Below are 18434 nucleotides of genomic sequence, written 5' to 3' on the forward strand. Positions count from 1 at the left end.
GAGTGCATTAATTTTGAGGTAACGATCGCGCTCAAGCACTTCTGGAGGCTGGGAACCAGGTCTGCTGGGCAATGGGCAGGCCGCGGGATTGCCCGCGGCCCATCGGGAAATAGGTGAAGCCCTTGTCGGCCATGCGGTCCGGGTCAAACAGGTTGCGACCGTCGAAAATCACCGGGGCCTTGAGCCGCTGCCGGAGCAGGTCGAAGTCCGGCGCCTTGAAGGGCTGCCATTCGGTGCAGATGACCAGCGCGTCGGCGCCCGGCAACACCGATTCCGGCGTGCCCATCAACATGAGTCGGGTCTCGTCGGGGTAGAGCAGTTGCGTCTGCTGCATCGCCTCCGGGTCATATGCACGGACGCTGGCCCCCGCGGCCCAGAGCGACTCCAGCAGGGTGCGGCTCGGAGCATCGCGCATGTCGTCGGTGTTGGGCTTGAAGGCCAGGCCCCACAGCGCGAACGTCTTGCCGCGCAGGTCGCCCTGGTAGAACGCGTTGATCCGTTCGAACAGTTTGTGCTTCTGCCGCCCGTTGATGGCTTCCACCGCTTGCAGCAAGTCGCTGGAACAATGGGCCTGCTCGGCGGTGTGGATCAAGGCGCGCATGTCCTTGGGAAAGCACGAGCCGCCGTAGCCGCATCCCGGGTAGATGAAGTGGTAGCCGATGCGCGAGTCGGCGCCGATGCCCAGGCGTACGGACTCGATGTCGGCCCCCAGGTGTTCGGCCAGTTCGGCGATCTGGTTGATGAAGCTGATCTTGGTCGCCAGCATGCCGTTGGCGGCGTATTTGGTCAGTTCGGCGCTGCGCAGGTCCATGAACAGGATCCGGTCGTGGTTGCGGTTGAACGGCGCGTACAGGTCACGCATGGTTTCGCGCACTTCATCGCGCTCGCAGCCGATCACGATGCGGTCCGGACGACGGCAATCGGCGACCGCCGAGCCTTCCTTGAGAAATTCCGGGTTGGAGACGATATCGAACTGCAGCAAGCGACTGACCTTGAGCAGGCATTTGTCGATGTGCGCTCGCAGAACGTCGCCAGTGCCCACCGGCACGGTGGATTTCTCCACCACAATGAGCGGTTGCTCGCGGTAGCGGGCGACGGCCTCGCCAACGGCCAGGACCTGGCTCAGATCTGCGCTGCCATCGTCCCGGGAGGGTGTGCCCACCGCGATAAACAACACCTGGCCGTGTTGCACGGCAAGTTGTTCGTCACAGGTGAAGTGCAAGCGCCCGGCCTCCAGCCCTTCACGCACCAGCGCGGCCAGGCCGGGCTCGAAAATGCTCACCTGGCCTTGCCGCAGGCTGTCGACCTTGCGCTCGTCGATGTCCATGCACACCACGTCATGGCCCACTTCGGCCAACACGGCGGCTTGTACCAACCCTACGTAACCACTTCCGAATACACTGATCTTCATGGCGGATTCCCTGGATCATTCCGAGTGGACGACCTGCACAACCTGCGTTCGCCGCAGTGCGCTGGGCTCAGAATAAGTCGGGGATATTGCAGTTCACTTACAGCCCGCTGAAGTCTTGCACCGCCAAGCGGTACGCTGCGGGCAGTTGCGCAACGAACTCGCCAACCACTTCCCGGGTCAGGCTGACGATGTCTTCCACTCGCTCCATGCCGGCACCGGTTCGCCAACTGGCGACGATGTCCATGACCGAGGGCAGTGGCACACCATCCACCAACGTCAAGGTGCCTTGGGCCAGTTCACCGACCACCAGCGCCGCGGGCATGGCGCCAATGCCGAAGCCGTCGCGAACCAGGCGGGTGATGGCCGATGCCGAGTTCACGCAGTTGATGCGTGGCGAGACGATGTTGGCCGAGTGCAGCAGATTGAGGATGTCCTGGTGGGGCCTTGAGTTGCGCGAGAAGGTCACGATGCGTTCCTGGGACAAATCTTCCAGCGACCCATAGGCGCGGTCGTAGGCGGAGCCGGTGCGTACCACCCAGTGCATCGGATAACGGGTCAGCACTGCGTTGCGCACGCTGTCCAGGCGCAGGATGTCGGTCTGGAAAATGATGTCCTGGTAGCCTTTTTCCAGTTGTGAGCAGAGGTTGCTCGCGGTGTCGGCCGACAGTTCGATTTCCAGGGCCGGGTAGCATTCCATCAGGCGTGTGACCAAGGGGCTGAGCCAGGTGTGGATCACCGTATCCATCGCACCGATGCGGATCCGGCCGCGCACCTGGCGCGGATCCTTGATCGCGGCTCTCATGCTTTGCATGGTATCCATGATGCGCTCGGCGTATTCCAGCACGCGCTGGCCTTCGGAGGTCAGCGACACCCCTTTGGAATCGCGCACGAACAGCCGCACACCCATTTCGTCCTCCAGGGCGGCGATCCGGCTGGAAATGGACGCCTGGGTGGTGAACAGCTTCTCCGCGGTGAGGCGAAAGCTCTTCAGGCGGGCCACCCAGACGAAGGTTTCGAGAAACTTGATGTTCACTTGGGGCGGTTCCTTGGCGCAGTCATGGAAGCTAGAAACTGTGGTGAGAGGAATATCACCCCACAGGGAAGTCCCCTCCCACAGTCGCTAGGCAGGTTGCATATTCTTCACTGTTCGGCATTAGTCATATACAAGACCACTTCTTGCAACTCATGCAGATCCGGCACGTTATCGACAGCCGCTTCCGGCCGGCACCACGGATAGTCCAGCCTCGATGCCCAGGCCATGATCATCGGCAGATCGGTCGCCGGCAGGGTCTTCATGTGTTCAATGGTGATGGTCAATCCCTCGGCCAGTCGCGACTGCGAATCGAAGTGCCAGTCATACAGGCCACAACCGACCCGCGCCTCGCCACTGCTCTTGTCCGACATCGCCACCAGCCATTTGCACTGGAACGCTTCGGCGTCTACTGGCGGTGGGGCGGCCAGGCAGAACGTGTAGACGTTTTCGAAGGCCTGGCCGAAGCGACTGACCAGCACATCGCCAATGGCGGTACGGCCTTCAACGTGACCAGGAAACGTGATGGAGCCGGTGCGCACGACCATGTCCAGAATAGCAGTCGGCGTAAAGGCCTGGTCCAGCAGGTGCGGGCGGTTGCCGTCCTTGGCATTGATGTACTGTTGAATCGATTGCTGAGCCGTGTTCATCGTGTATCCCTTCAGATTGTCATTCGTGGCTTACAAATCACTGTTCCACAAGTCCGTCACCAGCATGCAGCCCGGGGCGTGGGTGATGCACAACGGTGGGCGCGAGGCCTGGATCACCGATTGAGGCGTCACGCCGCAGGCCCAGAAGACCGGGATTTCGTCGGCTTCCACTGGCACGGCGTCGCCGTAATCCGGCGTGTCCAGGGATTGAATGCCGATCAGTGACGGATCGCCTATATGCACTGGAGCGCCGTGGACGTTGGGCATGCGCCCGGTGATCTGGATCGCCTGGATGGCCGCGGCGGCCTTCATCGGCCGCATGGTCACCACCATCTTGCCAGACAATCGGGCGGTGGGGCGTGTGTCGATGTTGGTCTGGAACATCGCCACATTGCGCCCCAGTTCAATGTGCCGCAAACGGATGCCGGCCTCCAGCAACGGTTGTTCGAAGGAGAACGAACAACCGAGGGCGAAGGCCACCAGGTCGTCCTGCCACAAGTGTTCGATGTCCAGGGGCGATTCGCTCAACTCGCCGTTGCGGTAGACCCGGTATTGAGGCACTTCATGACGGATATCGATGGCGGCACCCAGGTTGCGAAAGAACGGGTCCCCTGGCTCGGTCACGTCCAGCACCGGGCAGGCCTGGCGGTTGAGGGTGCAGTAGCGCAGGAATTCATTGGCCCAGTCGCCGGGCAGAATCACGATATTGGCTTGCACGCGACCTTGGCCCAGGCCGCTGGTATGGCCTTGGTATTGGCCGGCGGCGATGCTTTGGCGCAGGGCAACGGGTGAGCATTGTTGTAATTGTTCGAAGGACGTCATCACGGGTTCTCCAAGTGGTCGTTCGCTACTTTGGGAACAGCGTGGCGATGACGTCCAACAAGGAATATTGGTACCCCGCGACAACTAAAAGTTATTCGAGAGGCGCTTGGCTGTTCAGTCCGGGGGCCGCCACCATGCGCAATGGCCCGACATCGACGGCGTACTGGCTGACCACCTGACGGCTCATCTGGACGATGTTTTCGATCAACTCCAGGCCGACGCCAGCGCGCCAGGACGCCACGACGTCCAGTTGGGGCAGGGCGGTGCCGGGGTCGAGTTGGATCAATTCGCCACTGGCCAGGGGCTTGGCCACCAGCGCGGCCGGCAAGGCGCCGATGCCGAAGCCGTCGCGAATCAGCCGGGTCATGGCCGAGACCGAATTGACGCAACTGACCCGCGGCGCACTCACGCCGTGGGCGTACAGCAGGTTGAGCACGTCCTGGTGCGGACGCGAATGCTTGACGAAGGTGATGATGCGCTCGCCGGCCATCTCCACCAGCGACGCATAGGGCCGGGCATAGATCGATTGGCTCGCGGCGATCCAGTGCATGGGGTAGTGGCCCAGTTCCAGGTTGCGCACGCTTTCGTGGCGGACCAGATCGGTCTGGAACACGATGTCCAGGTAGCCTTTCTGCAATTGCTCACAGAGGTTGCGCGCGGCATCGGCGGTGATTTCGATTTCCACGGCGGGGAAGGCTTGCATCAGCATCGACATCAGCGGGCTGAGCCAAGTGTGTATAACCGTATCCATCACGCCGATGCGCACCAGGCCTTGCTGCGGACTGCTAGTGTCCAGGGACTGTTTCAATGCGCGCTGGACGTCGAGCATTTGTTCGGCGTAGTCGAGCACCTTGAGGCCTTCGGGTGTCAATGAGACCCCGCGCGAATCCCGCACGAACAGGCGCAGGCCCAACTCTTCTTCCAGCGAGGCGATCCGGCTCGAGATCGCCGCCTGGGTGCTGAACATCTTCTCGGCGGTGAGGCTGAAGCTTTGCAGCCGGGCAACCCAGACGAAGGTTTCGAGGAATTTGAGGTTCATGGAGGCTCTCTGGGTGCGTGTGGTTCTTATGGTTGCAATTGTTACTCCAGATCGAGCCATCGGGCGCATCAAATTTTCTTATGGCCGATCCGGCTTTTTTCCCGTTTGACGCTGCGCCGATTCGACACAAAGAATCCGCTCCACGACGCAAGCCCACTGCGCCGGCATCCCCATGACAACAATAACGAGGCGTGCGCAGAGCCCCTGGAGGGTTCGCTCGCGCCCATAAAAGGAGCGCGCCATGCAACACGCCACATTCCCTCGATGGACCTGGACCTCAGCGGGCACCTTGCTCGGCCTGAGCCTGATCGGCGTGCCGAACGCCCAGGCCGATTTCATCGCCGACAGCAAAGGCAACCTGGAGGCTCGCAACTTCTACTTCAACCGCGACTTCCGCCAGGACGGCGCACGGGACAAGGCCGAGGAATGGGCCCAGGGTTTCCTGCTGCGAATGGAATCGGGATACACCGCCGGAACCGTGGGTTTCGGCCTCGATGCCTTGGGCATGGCCGGTTTCAAACTGGATTCCGGCGGCGGCACGGCGGGCACCAATCTGTTGCCGGCGGATCTGTCGGGCGGTTCCCAGGACCGTTATGGCGAACTGGGCCTGACCGCCAAGATGCGCCTGTCCAAGAGCACCTTGAAGCTGGGCACGTTGCAGATCAAGGACCCGGCGGTGAGTTCCAACGACACGCGCCTGTTGCCGGGCACGTTCAAGGGCGGCTTGCTGAGCGTGCAGGAAATCGATCGCTTGAAGCTGACCGCCGGGCAACTCACCCAGATCAACTTTGTCGACTCCACCGACTACCAGGACATGACCGCCAACCGCATTGGCGGCAGCAGCGACAGGTTTCAGTTCGCCGGGGCGGACTATCAGTTCCTGCCGAACCTCGCGGCGCAATACCGCTATAGCCAGTTGGAAGACATCTACCAGCAAAACTACCTCGGGTTCGTCCACACCCTGGACCTGGGCGCAGGGCAGTCATTCAAGAGTGACGTGCGTTATTCGCGCAGTACCGAAGACGGCAGTTTCCGCGAACTCGACAACCAGGCTTTCGGCGCCTTGTTCACCTACAGCCTGGCGGGTCATGCGTTGGGCCTGGGCTACCAGCGCATGAGCGGTGACGATCCGTTCCCCTACATCGGCCGCAGCGATCCGTACCTGGTCAACTTCGTGCAGATCGGCGATTTCGCCAACATCGACGAGCGTTCCTGGCAAGCGCGTTATGACTACAACTTTGCCGCCATTGGCGTACCCGGGTTGACCTTCATGACCCGCTACATCACTGGCGACAACGTCCAGCGCAGCACCCCGGGCGAAGGCAAGGAGTGGGAGCGCAACACCGATATTGCCTATGTGGTGCAAGACGGCAGGTTGAAAGGGCTGGGCTTGAAATGGCGCAACGCGACGGTGCGCTCCAATTTTGGCAATAACCTGGATGAGAATCGGTTGATCGTTAGCTACACCGTGGCGCTTTGGTAAGAAGCCCTGCGGTACATTGTGGCGAGGGAGCTTGCTCCCGCTCGGCGGCGCAGCCGTCGTAAAAACCTGCCAACCGTATTTTCCTGATGCATTGGTTTGGGTTTGGGGCTGCTGCGCAGCCCAGCGGGAGCAAGCTCCCTCGCCACAGATGTATCACCTGGATAAGCGGCATGGCACTCGCTGAATGGCGTCGTTGCCTGTATACAGGTGCGCTTCGAAAGGGATTCGCCGGGAAACAAGGAGCTGTTGCCGTGATTTACCTGATACGCCATGCCACGCCGTTGGTCGATTACAAACCCTGCAATGCCCGTTCGGCCAAGCTTCGGCTGGATGAATACAACCAGACCTCGTCCATCGATGAGGCTGAAATTGCAGCCTTCCTGAGCCAGCCAAACGTATCTCAAATGCTCCTGGCGAGCGAAGCCAACATCATGTCCTCGCCCGTCAACAGAGCCTATGCGACGGCCTGCCGGTTGTTCGACGTGGCGCGTATCCAACAGGATGCTCGATTACGTGAGTTTGACCTGCGGTTGAGCAACATTCCCGTCGTGAAGATGGGCTTGAGGCATTGGTTCGCGTTGCACAGGATCCTTTGGTTGTTGGGGATTTCACTGGGGGCCGCCAGCCGAAAAGCCGAACACCAGCGGGCGCTCGGTGTGGCCGATGAGCTTTACAAAATCGGCGGCGAGGCTGGGAAGGCCACAATCATCGTGTCTCACGGCATGTTCCTCAGAACCGTCAGCAAAGCCCTGCAAAAGCGCGGCATGCAGGCGCACAGGGTTTATCGCTCGGGCTGTTTTACCGTCGAGTCGCTAACGCCATGAGGGGGATTGCTCGGCCACCAGCAATAACGACTGCGGCACCGGGCTTTGCGGGTGCTGCGGCTCCTGCAGGCTTGCCAGTCGGAAACCCGCCATCTCCAAGGCGTTGAGCCAACTGGACAAGGTGCGCAAGTACCACGGCATGGGCTGCCATTGGCCTTTGAACCCATCGAAGGTTTCTTCTCGCCAACCGTCCTGATAATTGCCCTCCGCCACGGTCCAGGGATGCAGCGTCTGGAGCACCAGCGCGCCGGCTGGGCTGAGCAGGGCGTTCATCGCGGCGAGCAACGGGATGATGTCCTGGTGCAACAGGGCGAAGTTGGCGCAGATCAGGTCGTAGCCGCTGCCGACGTCCACCGTCGCCTCCACCAGTGCTTCATAACTTGCCAGATGCACCGGCGAGGAACCTGACGCCCGGGCCGCTTCGACCAGCGTCGCGTCGCCATCCACACCCACCGCTTCGATGCCCCGTTCCGCCAGCGCCCGCAACAACCAACCTTCGCCGCAGCCCAGATCCAGCACGCGCTCGGGCCGGCGGCTCTGCACTGCCAGCAGCATGGCCTGGTCGGTGACGGTCCGGCGGCTTTCGATGGCACCGCTGCGGATGGCTTCGATCCAGGCCTGGGCATTGTGGTGCCAACTTTGGAGGAGTTTGGTTTCGGGTGACGACATTGATCCAGCTCCGCAGTGGATGAGGTAAGCATAGGACACCCCCTGAGGCGTCGCGGGTCAAAGCGGTCGATCAAGAAACAACAAGCGTGCCGCGAGGGCTGCCATGACCCCGGCAAAACCATACGTGCCCAGGCGCCTTGAAATCCCACCGTTGCCCAGTTTCGCCTTGAGCTGCGCGGCGCAAACACCCAGCAGCGTATGGAAGACGAGGGCAATCAGTGCCAGCAACGCTCCGAGGAGGATCAATTGCAGGCTCACGCTGCCAGCCTTGACGTCAACGAACTGAGGCAGGAACACCATGAAGAACAGCAGCGCCTTGGGATTCAAAAGGCTGTTGAGGGCGCCTCGGCAGAAGATTTTCCACAGCGAAGCTGCCTGCAGTTGGCTGTCCTGAGTCGCGGCTGGCGTTCTCAGTGCTTGCCAGGCCAGCCACAGCAAATAACCGGCCCCCGCCAGACGTAGCACATCGAACGCCGGCACCCAGCTCATCACCAGCGCGCCAATGCCAGCGCTGACCATCATCGTCATCAGCAGGTCCGAAAAGGAAATGCCGAGGGCCGCAGCGACGCCGGCACGCCAGCCGTGGGCCAACGCATGGCTGGTGACAAAGGCCATGTTGGGCCCCGGAACGATCAGCAGAAGCACGACAGCAACCACGAACAGGTAGAGATTGGCGGTGTCCGGCATGGGGATCACTCCGAGGGAAGAGCCTCGACAGTAAGCGAACGACGAGGAGGGCGTCAGTTACAGTCCGGGCCTATCTGATAGCAACAGTCGTCCGCACATGTAAGCATCCCGGGGCCGTTACCGCAGCGCCTAAAGCTACGCCACCGCCGGCTTTACGACGCTGCGAATCAGGGAAGCGAATGTGCCAATGACCTTGTCCTCGTCGTGCCGCCCCCGCACCAACGCGCCGGACAGGGCTTCTCCCGCGCCGATGAGGCCAATGCAGCATCGCTCAAGTTCGTCAGTCGACCACGTTGTGTGAGGCTCGAGCACGGCCATGAACATCTGCACACAGTTGTCCAGAAGCTCTTGGAACACCGCCGCCTTTTCCTCGCTGCCTGCCAGGGCTGCGCCCACTGCATGGAATTCGTCGGTGTTATCGGCCGCGCAATGAATGTAGGCGCTGGCCAGGACGAGGGCCGTTTCCTCCAGGCTCCGCGCAGTGTTGGGCATGGCGTCACGAAAAGCGGTGACCCGCTCGGTATCGATCCACTTATAGAGCTCGATCAACAGACCCGAGCGAGTGCCGAAATGATCGTAGACAACCGGTTTGGACACGCCAGCGCGAGCAGCCAAATGCCCCAAGGTCAACCGATCGGCATCTTCCTCACGCACGATCAATAGCGCGGTATCCAGCAATTGTCGACGCCGTTCGGCTTTCGCAAGCCGGCGGGGAGGGGCGCCGAGAGGGCTATGCTCAGTGTTTTTCTGCACGTTTTCGTTCCTGGCCGATAAAAACCTACCAATGGTAGGTTTAAGTGCGTGATGGTGTGTTAGCTTACCTACTGAAAGTAGGTTTAAACCAGAGACAAGGAGAACACACCATGTCACTTGATCCTATCTTGCTAATGGGCGGTTCCGGCGCTATTGGCCATCACACTGCCCGGGCGCTACGAGCCGCCCATCCCGACGTACCCCTGCTGATTGGTGGCCGCGACCTTGCCAAGGCTCAGCGGGCCGCAGAGCACATTGGCGGGGCACAGGGTGTGGTGATCGACTCCACCGCAGACGACCTCGGTCTCGGCGATCACCCGGTCAGCGCCGTCGTGGTCTTTTACATGGACCATGCTCTTGCCGGATTACGTTTTGCGCAAAAGCGCGGCGTGCCGCACCTCAGCATCTCCTCCGGCGTTTTCGAGATCGCGCCGGAAATCGCAACGTACGTGCACACGCCTGATGCTTCGCCGATTGTCCTCGGTTACGAATGGATGGTCGGCGCGACGACCGTGTCGACGCTGAGCATTGCCCGCGCCTTCGGCCGAGTCCAGGACATCCGTATCAACGCCCTGGTCGATGAGCAGGATACTGGCGGTCCGACCGTCGCCACCGATTTTGAACATTTGAACAAGATGCTGCCCGCCGCGCTGACACGGCGCGACGGTGTGTTCGTCTGGCGCGAAGGAGAGGATTCCAAGGCAGGATTCCACGCGGTGGATGGTACGAAGATCGAGGCCACCGGCTTCTCGTCCATTGATGTCGTTGGCCTGGCGGCTGCGACGGGCGCGCCGAATGTCCAGTTCAACCTGGCCACCGCAGTAAGCTCAACTCGCCGCCAGGGCAGGCCGATGTCCACCGAGATCATCATCGAACTCGTCGGCGAAGACCGCCAGGGCGAGCCGCTGCAGACACGTCATGCGCTCATCCATCCGGCAGGCGCGGCCCCCTTGACCGGCCTCAGCGTCGCGATGACTCTTGAACGTTTGATCGGGTTGGACGGCCAGCCACCGACTCCGCCAGGGCTGTACTTTCCTTATCAATTGCTGGATGCCACTGCGTATCTGGAGCGTCTGAAGCAGGAGGGTGGCGAGTTGCGCAAGCTATAGGGGCCTCGCTGCAGGCCCTTTCCGGACTGCAGCGATATATCACTCCGTCGGTGGTTTGTAACCCGCAAGCATGTTCAATATCTCATCATGCGAGCCGCTCGCCTCAGCAAACCGCAAGGGTTTTGCGCGCTCGACGACAAGCTCTTGTGGGGTTGGAGAGATCTCGAGCAGCTCGAAGATTTCATTCAAGAACTCATCCAACGGCATGGCGTGTTCGTCATTTTCCTGCCCAAGCAACGTGGTGCGCACACCTGGCGGTGCAAGCTCGATCACCTCGACGGGCGAGGCTTCCAGTTGCACGCGAAGACTTTGAGTGAACGAATGAACGGCCGCTTTGGTTGCGCTGTAAGTCGGTGTCGCAGGTAGCGGGACGAATGCCAAAGCCGAACTGACGTTGATGATTGTCGCACTGGGCTGCTTGATCAGTTGGGGGATGAATGCGTACACCATGCGAATCGTGCCGAGCAGGTTCGTTGTCACGATATTTTCGGCGATGCTCAGGTCTTGCGCAGCGGTCAGATCCTCCCAATGCATGATGCCGGCGTTGTTGATGAGAACGTTCAGTTTCGGGTGACTGATCGCCAGCGCTTCGCAAGTGCGCTGGATGGATTGCGGATCAGAGACGTCCAGTAATACCGATTCAATACCTGGATGTTCTGACACGATCTTGTCGAGCAGAGCCTTGCGCCGCCCCGCGATGATGACGGTGTTACCCGCCTTGTGCAGCCTGAGCGCCAAGCCAAGGCCTATGCCTGAGGTGCTGCCGGTAACCAGGATCGTGTTGCCCGTGCTGTTCATAGTAAACTCCGGTAAGGGTACGCAAGCGGACAGCTGTCCACTTGCAAAAAAACTAACGGACAACTGTCCGCTTTGCAATGCAGCGCAGGAAAAAACTTTGCCCAAGAATGATGAATTGGCGATGCGTTCTGACGCCAAGAAAAATCGAGAACGAATTCTGAAGGTCGCTGTGGCAGAGCTGACACTCGATCCTGCGGTCCCGCTGAGCGCGCTTGCGAAGAAAGCCGGCGTGGGGCAGGGCACGTTCTATCGCCATTTCGCCAATAGGGAGGAGCTGGTATTCGAGGTTTATCAATTCGAAATGCAGCAAGTGGCCTCGTTGGCGCAAGAGCTGCTCGCGACAAAACCCCCAAAGCAAGCCCTCCGGGAATGGATGGACTGCCTCGCAGAATATGCAATGACCAAGGCTGGGCTTGCGACCGCGATACGACAAGCCGCCTCCACTTACGAGTTCCCAGGGAAGTCGGGATACGCCCCCGTCCAGGCCGCTGCCGAGTCGCTTTTAAGGGCCAATGAAAAGGCCGGAACGATTCGTAGCGGGGTTACCCACGACGACTTTTTCCTAGCCACCGCAGGAATTTGGCAAATCGATTCCCAGAGCGATTGGCGCTCGCGTCTCGCCAGATTGATGGACCTGGTCATGGATGGTCTTTGCGCTGGCAGTCCCGAAAGCCTGAAGGATCAACCGTCTGACACCTGACTCAGTGGCCGGCTAACAGCTGGCTATAACGCGCGATGCAAAGGCGCTAGCATGAAGGTTTACTCATAGAGAGGACCCTCATGCGAAACCTCCCGCCTTCTTCGAGCCTGCGAGCCTTTGAAGCCGCTACTCGGCACGCCACGTTCACCTCGGCAGCAGAGGAGTTGCATGTCACGCAGAGCGCAGTGAGCCACCAACTCAAGCATCTGGAGCAGCTCTGGGGATTGCAGCTGTTTCATCGCGGTAACGCGCTGCACCTGACCTCGGCAGGCGCAGCGCTTGCGCCTATCGTGCGGGAGTTCTTCATGAAGCTCGAGGCCACCCTGGCCGATTTGCGCGAGCAAAACGGGCGGCAGCGGTTGAGCGTCAGCACAACCTATTCCTTCGCCTTGAAGTGGTTGCTGCCCCGGCTTGCGGATCTGGCGCAAGCCCATCCGGAAATCCTGCTGACCCTGGACAGTACCGACAACCCCATTAACTTCTCGACGGCAGACCCAGACGTTGCTATCCGCCTGGGCAACGGTCATTTCCCTTCGCTGTTCTCAGAGTTTCTGTTCCGCGAGCAGATTTTTCCTGTCGCCAGCCCAGCGTTGCTCGCACGTTTTGGTACGCCTCAAACGGCAGCCGAATTGCTGCGCTATCCACTGCTGACGCGCGATGGCGCAGCGCTGGTGCCGAAATGGGAGCAGTGGTTTGCCCAGGTGGGTGTCGAGGTCACGACCTTGAAGGAAAGCATCCGCTACGCCGACACCAACATGACCATCGAGGCGGCGCTGTTGGGGCAAGGTATCGCCCTGGCACGCAGCGGGCATGTCGAAGCCGAGCTCAATGACGGCCGCCTTGAAAGGCTTTTCGAACTGCCGGTCGCATCGCCCTTGGCGTATTACTTTGTCTGTCCCAAAGGGATCGAGACTCAACCGCATATTGCCAGCTTTCGTCGTTGGCTGGTGACCCAGGCAGTTGGCGCTCAGCAGGCTTATGCATGAGCTTTTCATCATGCCCGGATGAAGAGACTTTGCTTCTATAGCGCTACTTTAGCGGTCTAGGATGATGCATGCCCTTACACATCATCTGCCTCGTCTTGTTCGCCGCGCTGCTGCACGCCAGTTGGAATGCCATGCTGCGCGGGGGCGCCGACCGTTTGTGGTCCATGACCATCATGTGCATGGCGATCGCCGTGGCGAGCGTCATCGTGGCGGCGCTACTGGCGCCGCCCGCCCGGGCAAGCTGGTTTTACGCCGGCCTCTCCGCGGTATTGCACGTGGGCTACAACCTGTTCCTGGTGCGCAGTTACAAGTCCGGGGATCTCGGCCAAACCTATCCCATCGCCCGCGGTGTCTCTCCGATCCTGATTGTCCTGGCCGCTTCGCTGTTCGCCGGTGAGCGGGTAGCGCCGAGTGGACTGCTGGGGATTACGTTGGTGTCGACTGGGATCCTATCGCTGGCCTTTACCAGGCGTCGGCGGACGTTGCCCAACTTGCCCTACGCATTGGGAACCGGTTTTTTCATCGCCGCCTACAGCGTTGTCGACGGCATCGGTGTTCGCCTCTCCGGGGCGCCGATGGCCTACACCGCCTGGATGTGCCTGTTGTGGGGCGTGATGATGCCCATGGTTTACATCGGGCTGCGAGACACTCAAAGCCTCTTTGCCCTGCGACCAGGGTTCGCTGTGGCCGTCGCTGGCGGGCTGGTTTCGTTATTGGCCTACGGGGTCGTGATCTACGCCATGGCTCATGCACCGATGGGCGCGGTGTCTGCGTTGCGAGAAACCAGCGTCATGTTCGCCGCGTTGATCGGGTACGCCTTTCTTGGCGAGGCATTGACCTTGCGCAAGCTGCTGGCCTGTGCCGTCATTGCCCTCGGTACGCTGGTCATCGGCTGACGTTGCTTTTTCATCCAGTCGTGAGGATTGACCATGAATGAACGTTCGCAAAAGCCCGTGATCCTGATCACCGGAGGCGGGCGCGGGATCGGGGCGGCGACGGCCATACTGGCCGCTGAGCAAGGCTACGACGTCGTGCTGACCTATATCGCCGATGAAGCGTCGGCGTTGGCGGTGGCCGCGAAGGTCGAGGCCAAGGGCGCCCGTACCTTGGCAGTACGTGCCGATAATGCCGATCCAGCACAGGTCGCCGAACTGTTCGCCACCCTTGACCTGCACTTCGGGCGAATCGACGTGCTGGTCAACAACGCCTCGATACTCGCCCAGCAGTCTCGCTTGGAGGATCTTGGCTTCGAGCGCATGCAGCGAATATTCGCGGTGAACACCTTGGGCCCGATGCTTTGCGCGCAGCAGGCTACCCGGCGCATGGCCTATCGTTATGGCGGGCGTGGCGGTGCCGTCGTCAATGTCTCCTCGGCGTCAGCCCGTCTCGGTAGCCCGAATGAATATGTGGACTACGCAGCGTCCAAGGGCGCGGTCGAAACGTTCACGACCGGTTATGCCAAGGAAGTGGCACGGGAAGGTATTCGGGTCAATTGCGTTCGACCCGGGCATATCTATACCGAGATGCATGCGAGCGGGGGAGAGCCGGGCAGAGTCGATCGGGTGAAGGACACGATTCCCATGGGGCGCGGTGGCCAGCCGGAGGAGGTCGCGCGGGCCATTCTCTGGTTGGCGGGGGAACAGGCTTCGTTTGTGACGGGAACCTTCCTGGATGTGACTGGAGGGAAGTAGGCTGAGGGGATATCGGCTGCCTCATTTCATGTTCGGGTAACTTCAGCCGTTCGTCGACCATAGGTCACGTCATTCTTATTTCTTGATACTGTAGCATTCAAGTATCTAGAAAGTAGAAAGTCATGCAATCAGTCCATATGGTTTTTGGCCCTTTGGGGGCAGGGAAGTCGACGTTCGCCAGGCAACTGAATGCCGAAGTGACCGGCGTACGCTTCTCCATCGATGAGTGGATGAACGAGCTTTATGGCCCGGACCTGCCGAAGCCCATGAACCTGGCGTGGATCATGGCCCGTGTACAACGCTGTGAAGCCCATATATGGAAGACGGCTATACAGGTCCTGGGAGCAGGGCGCGACGTCGTGCTTGATCAAGGCTTCATGAGTGAAGCTGATCGCACACGCATTCGTTTGTTGGCCGGCCAAGCGGGCTATCAGGTGTCCAGCTATTTCATCGATGCTGCCCCCCAACTGCGGCGTGAGCGGGTCATGCAAAGAAATAGTGAAAAAGGCGAGACCTACGCTTTCGAGGTAACGGGGCCAATGTTTGATTTCATGGATTCCCGATTTGAACGTCCTTCCCCACAAGAATTGGAGCAATGCTGCAATGTCTGACAACGAATCTACCGCACCTGCCGCGAATGGCTCGATACTCGACCGCTGTGTTCGTTTCTCACGCGCCTACACCTCAGCCGCACGGCGAGTGGATGCCAAGCTCTCTGCCGTGCACGGCCTGAGCTTCAGCGATTTCATGATCCTGTACCACTTGAAACATGCACACAATGCTCGACTGCGGCGAGCGGACCTGGCTGACAGCATGGGATTGACGGCATCGGCGGTCACCAAATCCCTGCTGCCGCTTGAAAAAATAGGCTTGGTGTCTCGCCAAAGTGACCCACGGGATGCGCGTGTAGGCTACGCCTGCCTCACGTCAGCAGGCGATCAGGTTTTTGCCGATGCGAAGGTCTCGGCGGAGTTCGCTTGCCAAGAGGTTTATGAGGCAATGGTGGGGGAGTGGAGCAAGTCTGGTTAAGCGTGACGCCGTTCAACCAGCTCACGTACGTGCTTGGCAATGGCCAGGCATGACGTTAGTCCGGGAGACTCTATGCCGAACAAATTGATCAACCCCGGGACGTCATGCTCGCGCTGGCTGCTGATCATAAAATCGCAGACTGGCTCGCCAGGCGCCGAGATCTTCGGGCGAATCCCGCTGTAGCCCGGTTGCAGGCTACCGTCCGGCAAGTCGGGCCAGTAGCTGCGAATGGCCGCATAGAAACTGTCTGCGCGAGCCGGATTGACTTGGTAGTCCTCGGTTTCGACCCATTCGGTATCTGGACCAAAGCGTGCCTGTCCGCCCAAGTCGAGGGTCATGTGCACCCCGAGACCATCGGCTTCCGGCGCCGGGTAAATGAGATGGGTGAAGGGCACTCGTCTGGACACGTTGAAGTAACTGCCCTTGCACAAATAGTCACGGGGCACCGCGTCAGGCGGCAATCCGTCTATTCGCCGTGCCAATGCCGGCGCATGAAGGCCCGCGGCATTGATTAGCCGGCTGCATGCAAGCTCCATGGGAGCTTCCCCACCTACATGAAGGAGAAAACCGTTCGCGGTCACCTTTGCACCGAGGAACGGGGCATGGAACGCGATGCTGGCGCCGGCCGCCTCCGCGTCCCCTTGCAACGCCAACATCAGCGCATGGGAATCGACGATGCCGGTCGAAGGTGAATACAACGCAGCGATGCATTCAAGCGCAGGCTCCAGCGCCATGGCCTGATGACGATCAAGCAGGCACAGATCATCCACACCGTTTTCATGCCCTCGCTTGAGCAAGAACCGAAGCTGATCTACCTGCGCGTCAGTGCTGGCGACGATCAGCTTTCCAATTCTGCGCGTACTGACCCCATGGCTATCGCAATACCCGTAAAGTGCCTGTCTGCCCTCGACGCACAGTCGGGCTTTCAAGCTCCCGGGAGGGTAATAAATCCCCGCGTGGATGACCTCCGAATTACGCGAGCTTATGCCAATACCGATTGCCGCCCCAGTTTCAATCACCAGGACTTCGTGACCTGCCAAGGCCATTTCCCGCGCGATGGCAAGCCCGACGACACCCGCACCCACGACTACGCAATCGATATCGATACTCACCGTCACGGCTCCTTTCAAATCGTTAGACGTCATCGAGAAGGTACCTTCAAGGCCGGGAGTCCGCCACCCGCGCTTACTCCTTACGCAACAGCACCCGGGTCACCCGACGCTCCTCAACCGCCATCACGGTCATGCTCCATCCTTGGCAACTGAGCGTGTCTCCAATAATCGGCAAGCGATCCAGCAGGCTCATCACCAACCCGGCAAGCGTCTGGTAATCTTCCGTCGCTTTTGCCTGAAAGCCGATGTGTTCGCGGACGAGACTGAGATTCAGGGCACCGCTGACAAGGAAACCTTCTTGCTGGGGAACAATGTTCGGTCCTTCGATTTCACTGGCATCCGGCAGCTCACCGGCAATGGACTCCAGGATGTCGGTCATGGTGAGAAGGCCGACGAAGTCACCGAATTCATTCACCACAAACGCGATGTGGGTCGACGCCTTACGCATTTGCTCAAGTGCATTGAGGATCGTGAAGCTGTCGAGCAGGTTGATGGCTTTGCGTGCCATGATTTCCAGGTTTGGTTGATTGCCCGCCAGTATTTCCTTGAGCAGTTCTTTCTTATGGACAAAGCCCAGCGGCTCATCCACGCGTCCCTCCCGGATCAACGGCAAGCGCGAGTAAGCAGAATGCATCAGCGTCGCACGGATCTCTTGCGCAGCATTTGCCAAGTCAAGGTGATCGATTTGCGCACGAGGCGTCATCACACTGCGTATCGGCCGCTCAGCCAGCTGCAGCACGCCACTGATCATGACCCGTTCGCGCCGATGGAAAACCTGCTCCGATTCCTCACCTTCCAGCATGTCGGCGATTTCCTCACCGACTTCATCGGCATCTAGTTTTTGGCCGCCCAGCAGGCGCAACACCGCATGGGCGGTACGCTCGCGCATCGGCCGTAGACCTTGCAGGCTTTTCTTGCGACGAGAGCGCGCCAACTGGTTGAACAGCTCGATCAGGATCGAGAAGCCGATCGCGGCGTACAAGTAGCCTTTTGGAATGTGGAAACCCAGGCCTTCAGCGGTGAGGCTGAAGCCGATCATCATCAAGAAGCCCAGGCACAGCATGATGACGGTAGGGTGGCCATTGACGAATGTTGTCAGTGGCTTGCTCGCGATCATCATCAAGCCGATCGAGAACATCACCGCGATCATCATGACCGACAGGTGCTCCACCATGCCCACGGCCGTGATCACCGCATCCAGGGAAAAGACCGCGTCCAGCACCACAATCTGCGCAACGATAGGCCAGAACATCGCATAGGCGGCATTGCTGGAGCGTTGCGCCACGTGGCCTTCGAGCCGCTCATGCAACTCCATGGTTGCCTTGAACAATAGGAACACGCCACCAAACAGCATGATCAAGTCGCGGCCCGAGAACGTCTTGCCGAACACCTCGAACAGCGGGTTGGTCAACGTCACCATCCAGGAAATACTGGCGAGGAGGCCAAGGCGCATCAGCAATGCCAGGGACAGGCCGATGATACGGGCACGGTCGCGCTGCTCGGGCGGCAGTTTGTCAGCCAGGATGGCGATGAATACCAGGTTATCGATGCCGAGTACCAGCTCCAGCACGATCAAGGTCAGCAGGCCGAGCCAGGCCGTGGGGTCAACGATCCATTCCATGGGTTATTCGCCCCCTCGGA

The 18434-nt window shown here is 60.0% G+C and carries 20 protein-coding genes; 9 read left to right on the forward strand and 11 right to left on the reverse strand.

Annotation, left to right across the window (positions count from 1 at the left end):
- Positions 1-31: 31 nt before the first annotated feature.
- The 5 genes from ACIPQ1_RS06560 to ACIPQ1_RS06580 all read right to left on the reverse strand — a co-directional run bounded on the left by ACIPQ1_RS06560 (position 32) and on the right by ACIPQ1_RS06580 (position 4952).
- Entirely contained in the window at positions 32-1411 is a 1380-nt protein-coding gene (locus ACIPQ1_RS06560; RefSeq protein WP_446533783.1) for a UDP-glucose dehydrogenase family protein, read from the reverse strand.
- A gap of 97 nt (positions 1412-1508) precedes the next feature.
- Positions 1509-2444, reverse strand: coding sequence for a LysR family transcriptional regulator (locus ACIPQ1_RS06565; RefSeq protein WP_250963733.1), 936 nt, complete (start codon positions 2442-2444; stop codon positions 1509-1511).
- Between the two features lie 107 nt (positions 2445-2551).
- Entirely contained in the window at positions 2552-3091 is a 540-nt protein-coding gene (locus tag ACIPQ1_RS06570) for a hypothetical protein (RefSeq protein ID WP_446533784.1), read from the reverse strand.
- A 30-nt stretch (positions 3092-3121) separates the two neighbouring features.
- Entirely contained in the window at positions 3122-3913 is a 792-nt protein-coding gene (locus tag ACIPQ1_RS06575; protein ID WP_446533785.1) for a putative hydro-lyase, read from the reverse strand.
- Positions 3914-4004: 91 nt separating this feature from the next.
- Positions 4005-4952 carry a LysR family transcriptional regulator gene (locus ACIPQ1_RS06580; protein WP_186705595.1) on the reverse strand — a complete coding sequence of 316 codons (948 nt, stop codon included), beginning with the start codon at positions 4950-4952 and terminating at the stop codon, positions 4005-4007.
- A 241-nt stretch (positions 4953-5193) separates the two neighbouring features.
- On the opposite strand from ACIPQ1_RS06580, the gene ACIPQ1_RS06585 reads away from it, so the two are divergent.
- Both ACIPQ1_RS06585 and ACIPQ1_RS06590 read left to right on the forward strand, forming a co-directional pair.
- Entirely contained in the window at positions 5194-6435 is a 1242-nt protein-coding gene (locus tag ACIPQ1_RS06585; RefSeq protein WP_446533786.1) for an OprD family porin, read from the forward strand.
- A gap of 170 nt (positions 6436-6605) precedes the next feature.
- Complete coding sequence (locus tag ACIPQ1_RS06590) at positions 6606-7259, forward strand: phosphoglycerate mutase family protein (RefSeq protein WP_411384640.1); 654 nt, start codon at positions 6606-6608, stop codon at positions 7257-7259.
- Here ACIPQ1_RS06590 and ACIPQ1_RS06595 read toward each other — a convergent pair.
- The 3 genes from ACIPQ1_RS06595 to ACIPQ1_RS06605 form a co-directional block, all read right to left on the reverse strand.
- Entirely contained in the window at positions 7248-7928 is a 681-nt protein-coding gene (locus ACIPQ1_RS06595; RefSeq protein ID WP_446533787.1) for a class I SAM-dependent methyltransferase, read from the reverse strand. The two genes, ACIPQ1_RS06590 and ACIPQ1_RS06595, sit on opposite strands and share 12 nt — an antisense overlap.
- A gap of 57 nt (positions 7929-7985) precedes the next feature.
- Complete coding sequence (locus ACIPQ1_RS06600; RefSeq protein WP_446533788.1) at positions 7986-8615, reverse strand: LysE family translocator; 630 nt, start codon at positions 8613-8615, stop codon at positions 7986-7988.
- A 135-nt stretch (positions 8616-8750) separates the two neighbouring features.
- A complete protein-coding gene (locus tag ACIPQ1_RS06605; protein ID WP_446533789.1) occupies positions 8751-9368 on the reverse strand; it encodes a TetR/AcrR family transcriptional regulator in 618 nt (205 codons plus the stop codon).
- A 110-nt stretch (positions 9369-9478) separates the two neighbouring features.
- On the opposite strand from ACIPQ1_RS06605, the gene ACIPQ1_RS06610 reads away from it, so the two are divergent.
- Positions 9479-10477 (forward strand): NAD(P)-dependent oxidoreductase, encoded by a 999-nt coding sequence (locus ACIPQ1_RS06610; RefSeq protein WP_446533790.1) that lies wholly within the window; start codon positions 9479-9481, stop codon positions 10475-10477.
- 39 nt (positions 10478-10516) lie between these two features.
- On the opposite strand, the gene ACIPQ1_RS06615 is transcribed toward ACIPQ1_RS06610, so the two are convergent.
- Positions 10517-11275: an SDR family oxidoreductase gene (locus ACIPQ1_RS06615; RefSeq protein WP_411384645.1), complete on the reverse strand. Its 759-nt coding sequence runs from the start codon at positions 11273-11275 to the stop codon at positions 10517-10519.
- Positions 11276-11396: 121 nt separating this feature from the next.
- Here ACIPQ1_RS06615 and ACIPQ1_RS06620 point away from each other — a divergent pair, with 121 nt between their 5' ends.
- The 6 genes from ACIPQ1_RS06620 to ACIPQ1_RS06645 all read left to right on the forward strand — a co-directional run bounded on the left by ACIPQ1_RS06620 (position 11397) and on the right by ACIPQ1_RS06645 (position 15681).
- Entirely contained in the window at positions 11397-11975 is a 579-nt protein-coding gene (locus ACIPQ1_RS06620; RefSeq protein ID WP_250963754.1) for a TetR/AcrR family transcriptional regulator, read from the forward strand.
- A gap of 80 nt (positions 11976-12055) precedes the next feature.
- Entirely contained in the window at positions 12056-12961 is a 906-nt protein-coding gene (gene gcvA / locus ACIPQ1_RS06625; protein ID WP_250963725.1) for a transcriptional regulator GcvA, read from the forward strand.
- A gap of 68 nt (positions 12962-13029) precedes the next feature.
- Entirely contained in the window at positions 13030-13857 is an 828-nt protein-coding gene (locus tag ACIPQ1_RS06630) for an EamA family transporter (protein WP_446533791.1), read from the forward strand.
- Positions 13858-13890: 33 nt separating this feature from the next.
- Positions 13891-14652 (forward strand): SDR family oxidoreductase, encoded by a 762-nt coding sequence (locus ACIPQ1_RS06635; protein WP_446533792.1) that lies wholly within the window; start codon positions 13891-13893, stop codon positions 14650-14652.
- Between the two features lie 122 nt (positions 14653-14774).
- A complete protein-coding gene (locus ACIPQ1_RS06640) occupies positions 14775-15263 on the forward strand; it encodes an AAA family ATPase (protein WP_250963722.1) in 489 nt (162 codons plus the stop codon).
- Entirely contained in the window at positions 15256-15681 is a 426-nt protein-coding gene (locus ACIPQ1_RS06645; protein WP_446533793.1) for a MarR family winged helix-turn-helix transcriptional regulator, read from the forward strand. The genes ACIPQ1_RS06640 and ACIPQ1_RS06645 overlap by 8 nt, the downstream gene beginning before the upstream one ends.
- On the opposite strand, the gene ACIPQ1_RS06650 is transcribed toward ACIPQ1_RS06645, so the two are convergent.
- Positions 15678-16793: an NAD(P)/FAD-dependent oxidoreductase gene (locus tag ACIPQ1_RS06650; RefSeq protein WP_446533794.1), complete on the reverse strand. Its 1116-nt coding sequence runs from the start codon at positions 16791-16793 to the stop codon at positions 15678-15680. The genes ACIPQ1_RS06645 and ACIPQ1_RS06650 overlap by 4 nt on opposite strands.
- A 73-nt stretch (positions 16794-16866) precedes the next feature.
- A complete protein-coding gene (locus tag ACIPQ1_RS06655) occupies positions 16867-18414 on the reverse strand; it encodes a TerC family protein (protein WP_446533795.1) in 1548 nt (515 codons plus the stop codon).
- Between the last annotated feature and the right edge of the window lie 20 nt (positions 18415-18434).

This window comes from Pseudomonas sp. LARHCG127 (assembly GCF_052871455.1).

Coding starts and splice junctions, on each gene's coding strand:
- ACIPQ1_RS06585 (WP_446533786.1), top strand. CDS start 5,194: ATGCAACACGCCACATTCCCTCGATGGACCTGGACCTCAGCGGGCACC.
- ACIPQ1_RS06635 (WP_446533792.1), top strand. CDS start 13,891: ATGAATGAACGTTCGCAAAAGCCCGTGATCCTGATCACCGGAGGCGGG.
- ACIPQ1_RS06615 (WP_411384645.1), bottom strand. CDS start 11,275: ATGAACAGCACGGGCAACACGATCCTGGTTACCGGCAGCACCTCAGGC.
- ACIPQ1_RS06600 (WP_446533788.1), bottom strand. CDS start 8,615: ATGCCGGACACCGCCAATCTCTACCTGTTCGTGGTTGCTGTCGTGCTT.
- ACIPQ1_RS06580 (WP_186705595.1), bottom strand. CDS start 4,952: ATGAACCTCAAATTCCTCGAAACCTTCGTCTGGGTTGCCCGGCTGCAA.
- ACIPQ1_RS06560 (WP_446533783.1), bottom strand. CDS start 1,411: ATGAAGATCAGTGTATTCGGAAGTGGTTACGTAGGGTTGGTACAAGCC.
- ACIPQ1_RS06620 (WP_250963754.1), top strand. CDS start 11,397: ATGCGTTCTGACGCCAAGAAAAATCGAGAACGAATTCTGAAGGTCGCT.
- gcvA (WP_250963725.1), top strand. CDS start 12,056: ATGCGAAACCTCCCGCCTTCTTCGAGCCTGCGAGCCTTTGAAGCCGCT.
- ACIPQ1_RS06590 (WP_411384640.1), top strand. CDS start 6,606: ATGGCACTCGCTGAATGGCGTCGTTGCCTGTATACAGGTGCGCTTCGA.
- ACIPQ1_RS06630 (WP_446533791.1), top strand. CDS start 13,030: ATGCCCTTACACATCATCTGCCTCGTCTTGTTCGCCGCGCTGCTGCAC.
- ACIPQ1_RS06645 (WP_446533793.1), top strand. CDS start 15,256: ATGTCTGACAACGAATCTACCGCACCTGCCGCGAATGGCTCGATACTC.
- ACIPQ1_RS06575 (WP_446533785.1), bottom strand. CDS start 3,913: ATGACGTCCTTCGAACAATTACAACAATGCTCACCCGTTGCCCTGCGC.
- ACIPQ1_RS06595 (WP_446533787.1), bottom strand. CDS start 7,928: ATGTCGTCACCCGAAACCAAACTCCTCCAAAGTTGGCACCACAATGCC.
- ACIPQ1_RS06655 (WP_446533795.1), bottom strand. CDS start 18,414: ATGGAATGGATCGTTGACCCCACGGCCTGGCTCGGCCTGCTGACCTTG.
- ACIPQ1_RS06640 (WP_250963722.1), top strand. CDS start 14,775: ATGCAATCAGTCCATATGGTTTTTGGCCCTTTGGGGGCAGGGAAGTCG.
- ACIPQ1_RS06610 (WP_446533790.1), top strand. CDS start 9,479: ATGTCACTTGATCCTATCTTGCTAATGGGCGGTTCCGGCGCTATTGGC.
- ACIPQ1_RS06570 (WP_446533784.1), bottom strand. CDS start 3,091: ATGAACACGGCTCAGCAATCGATTCAACAGTACATCAATGCCAAGGAC.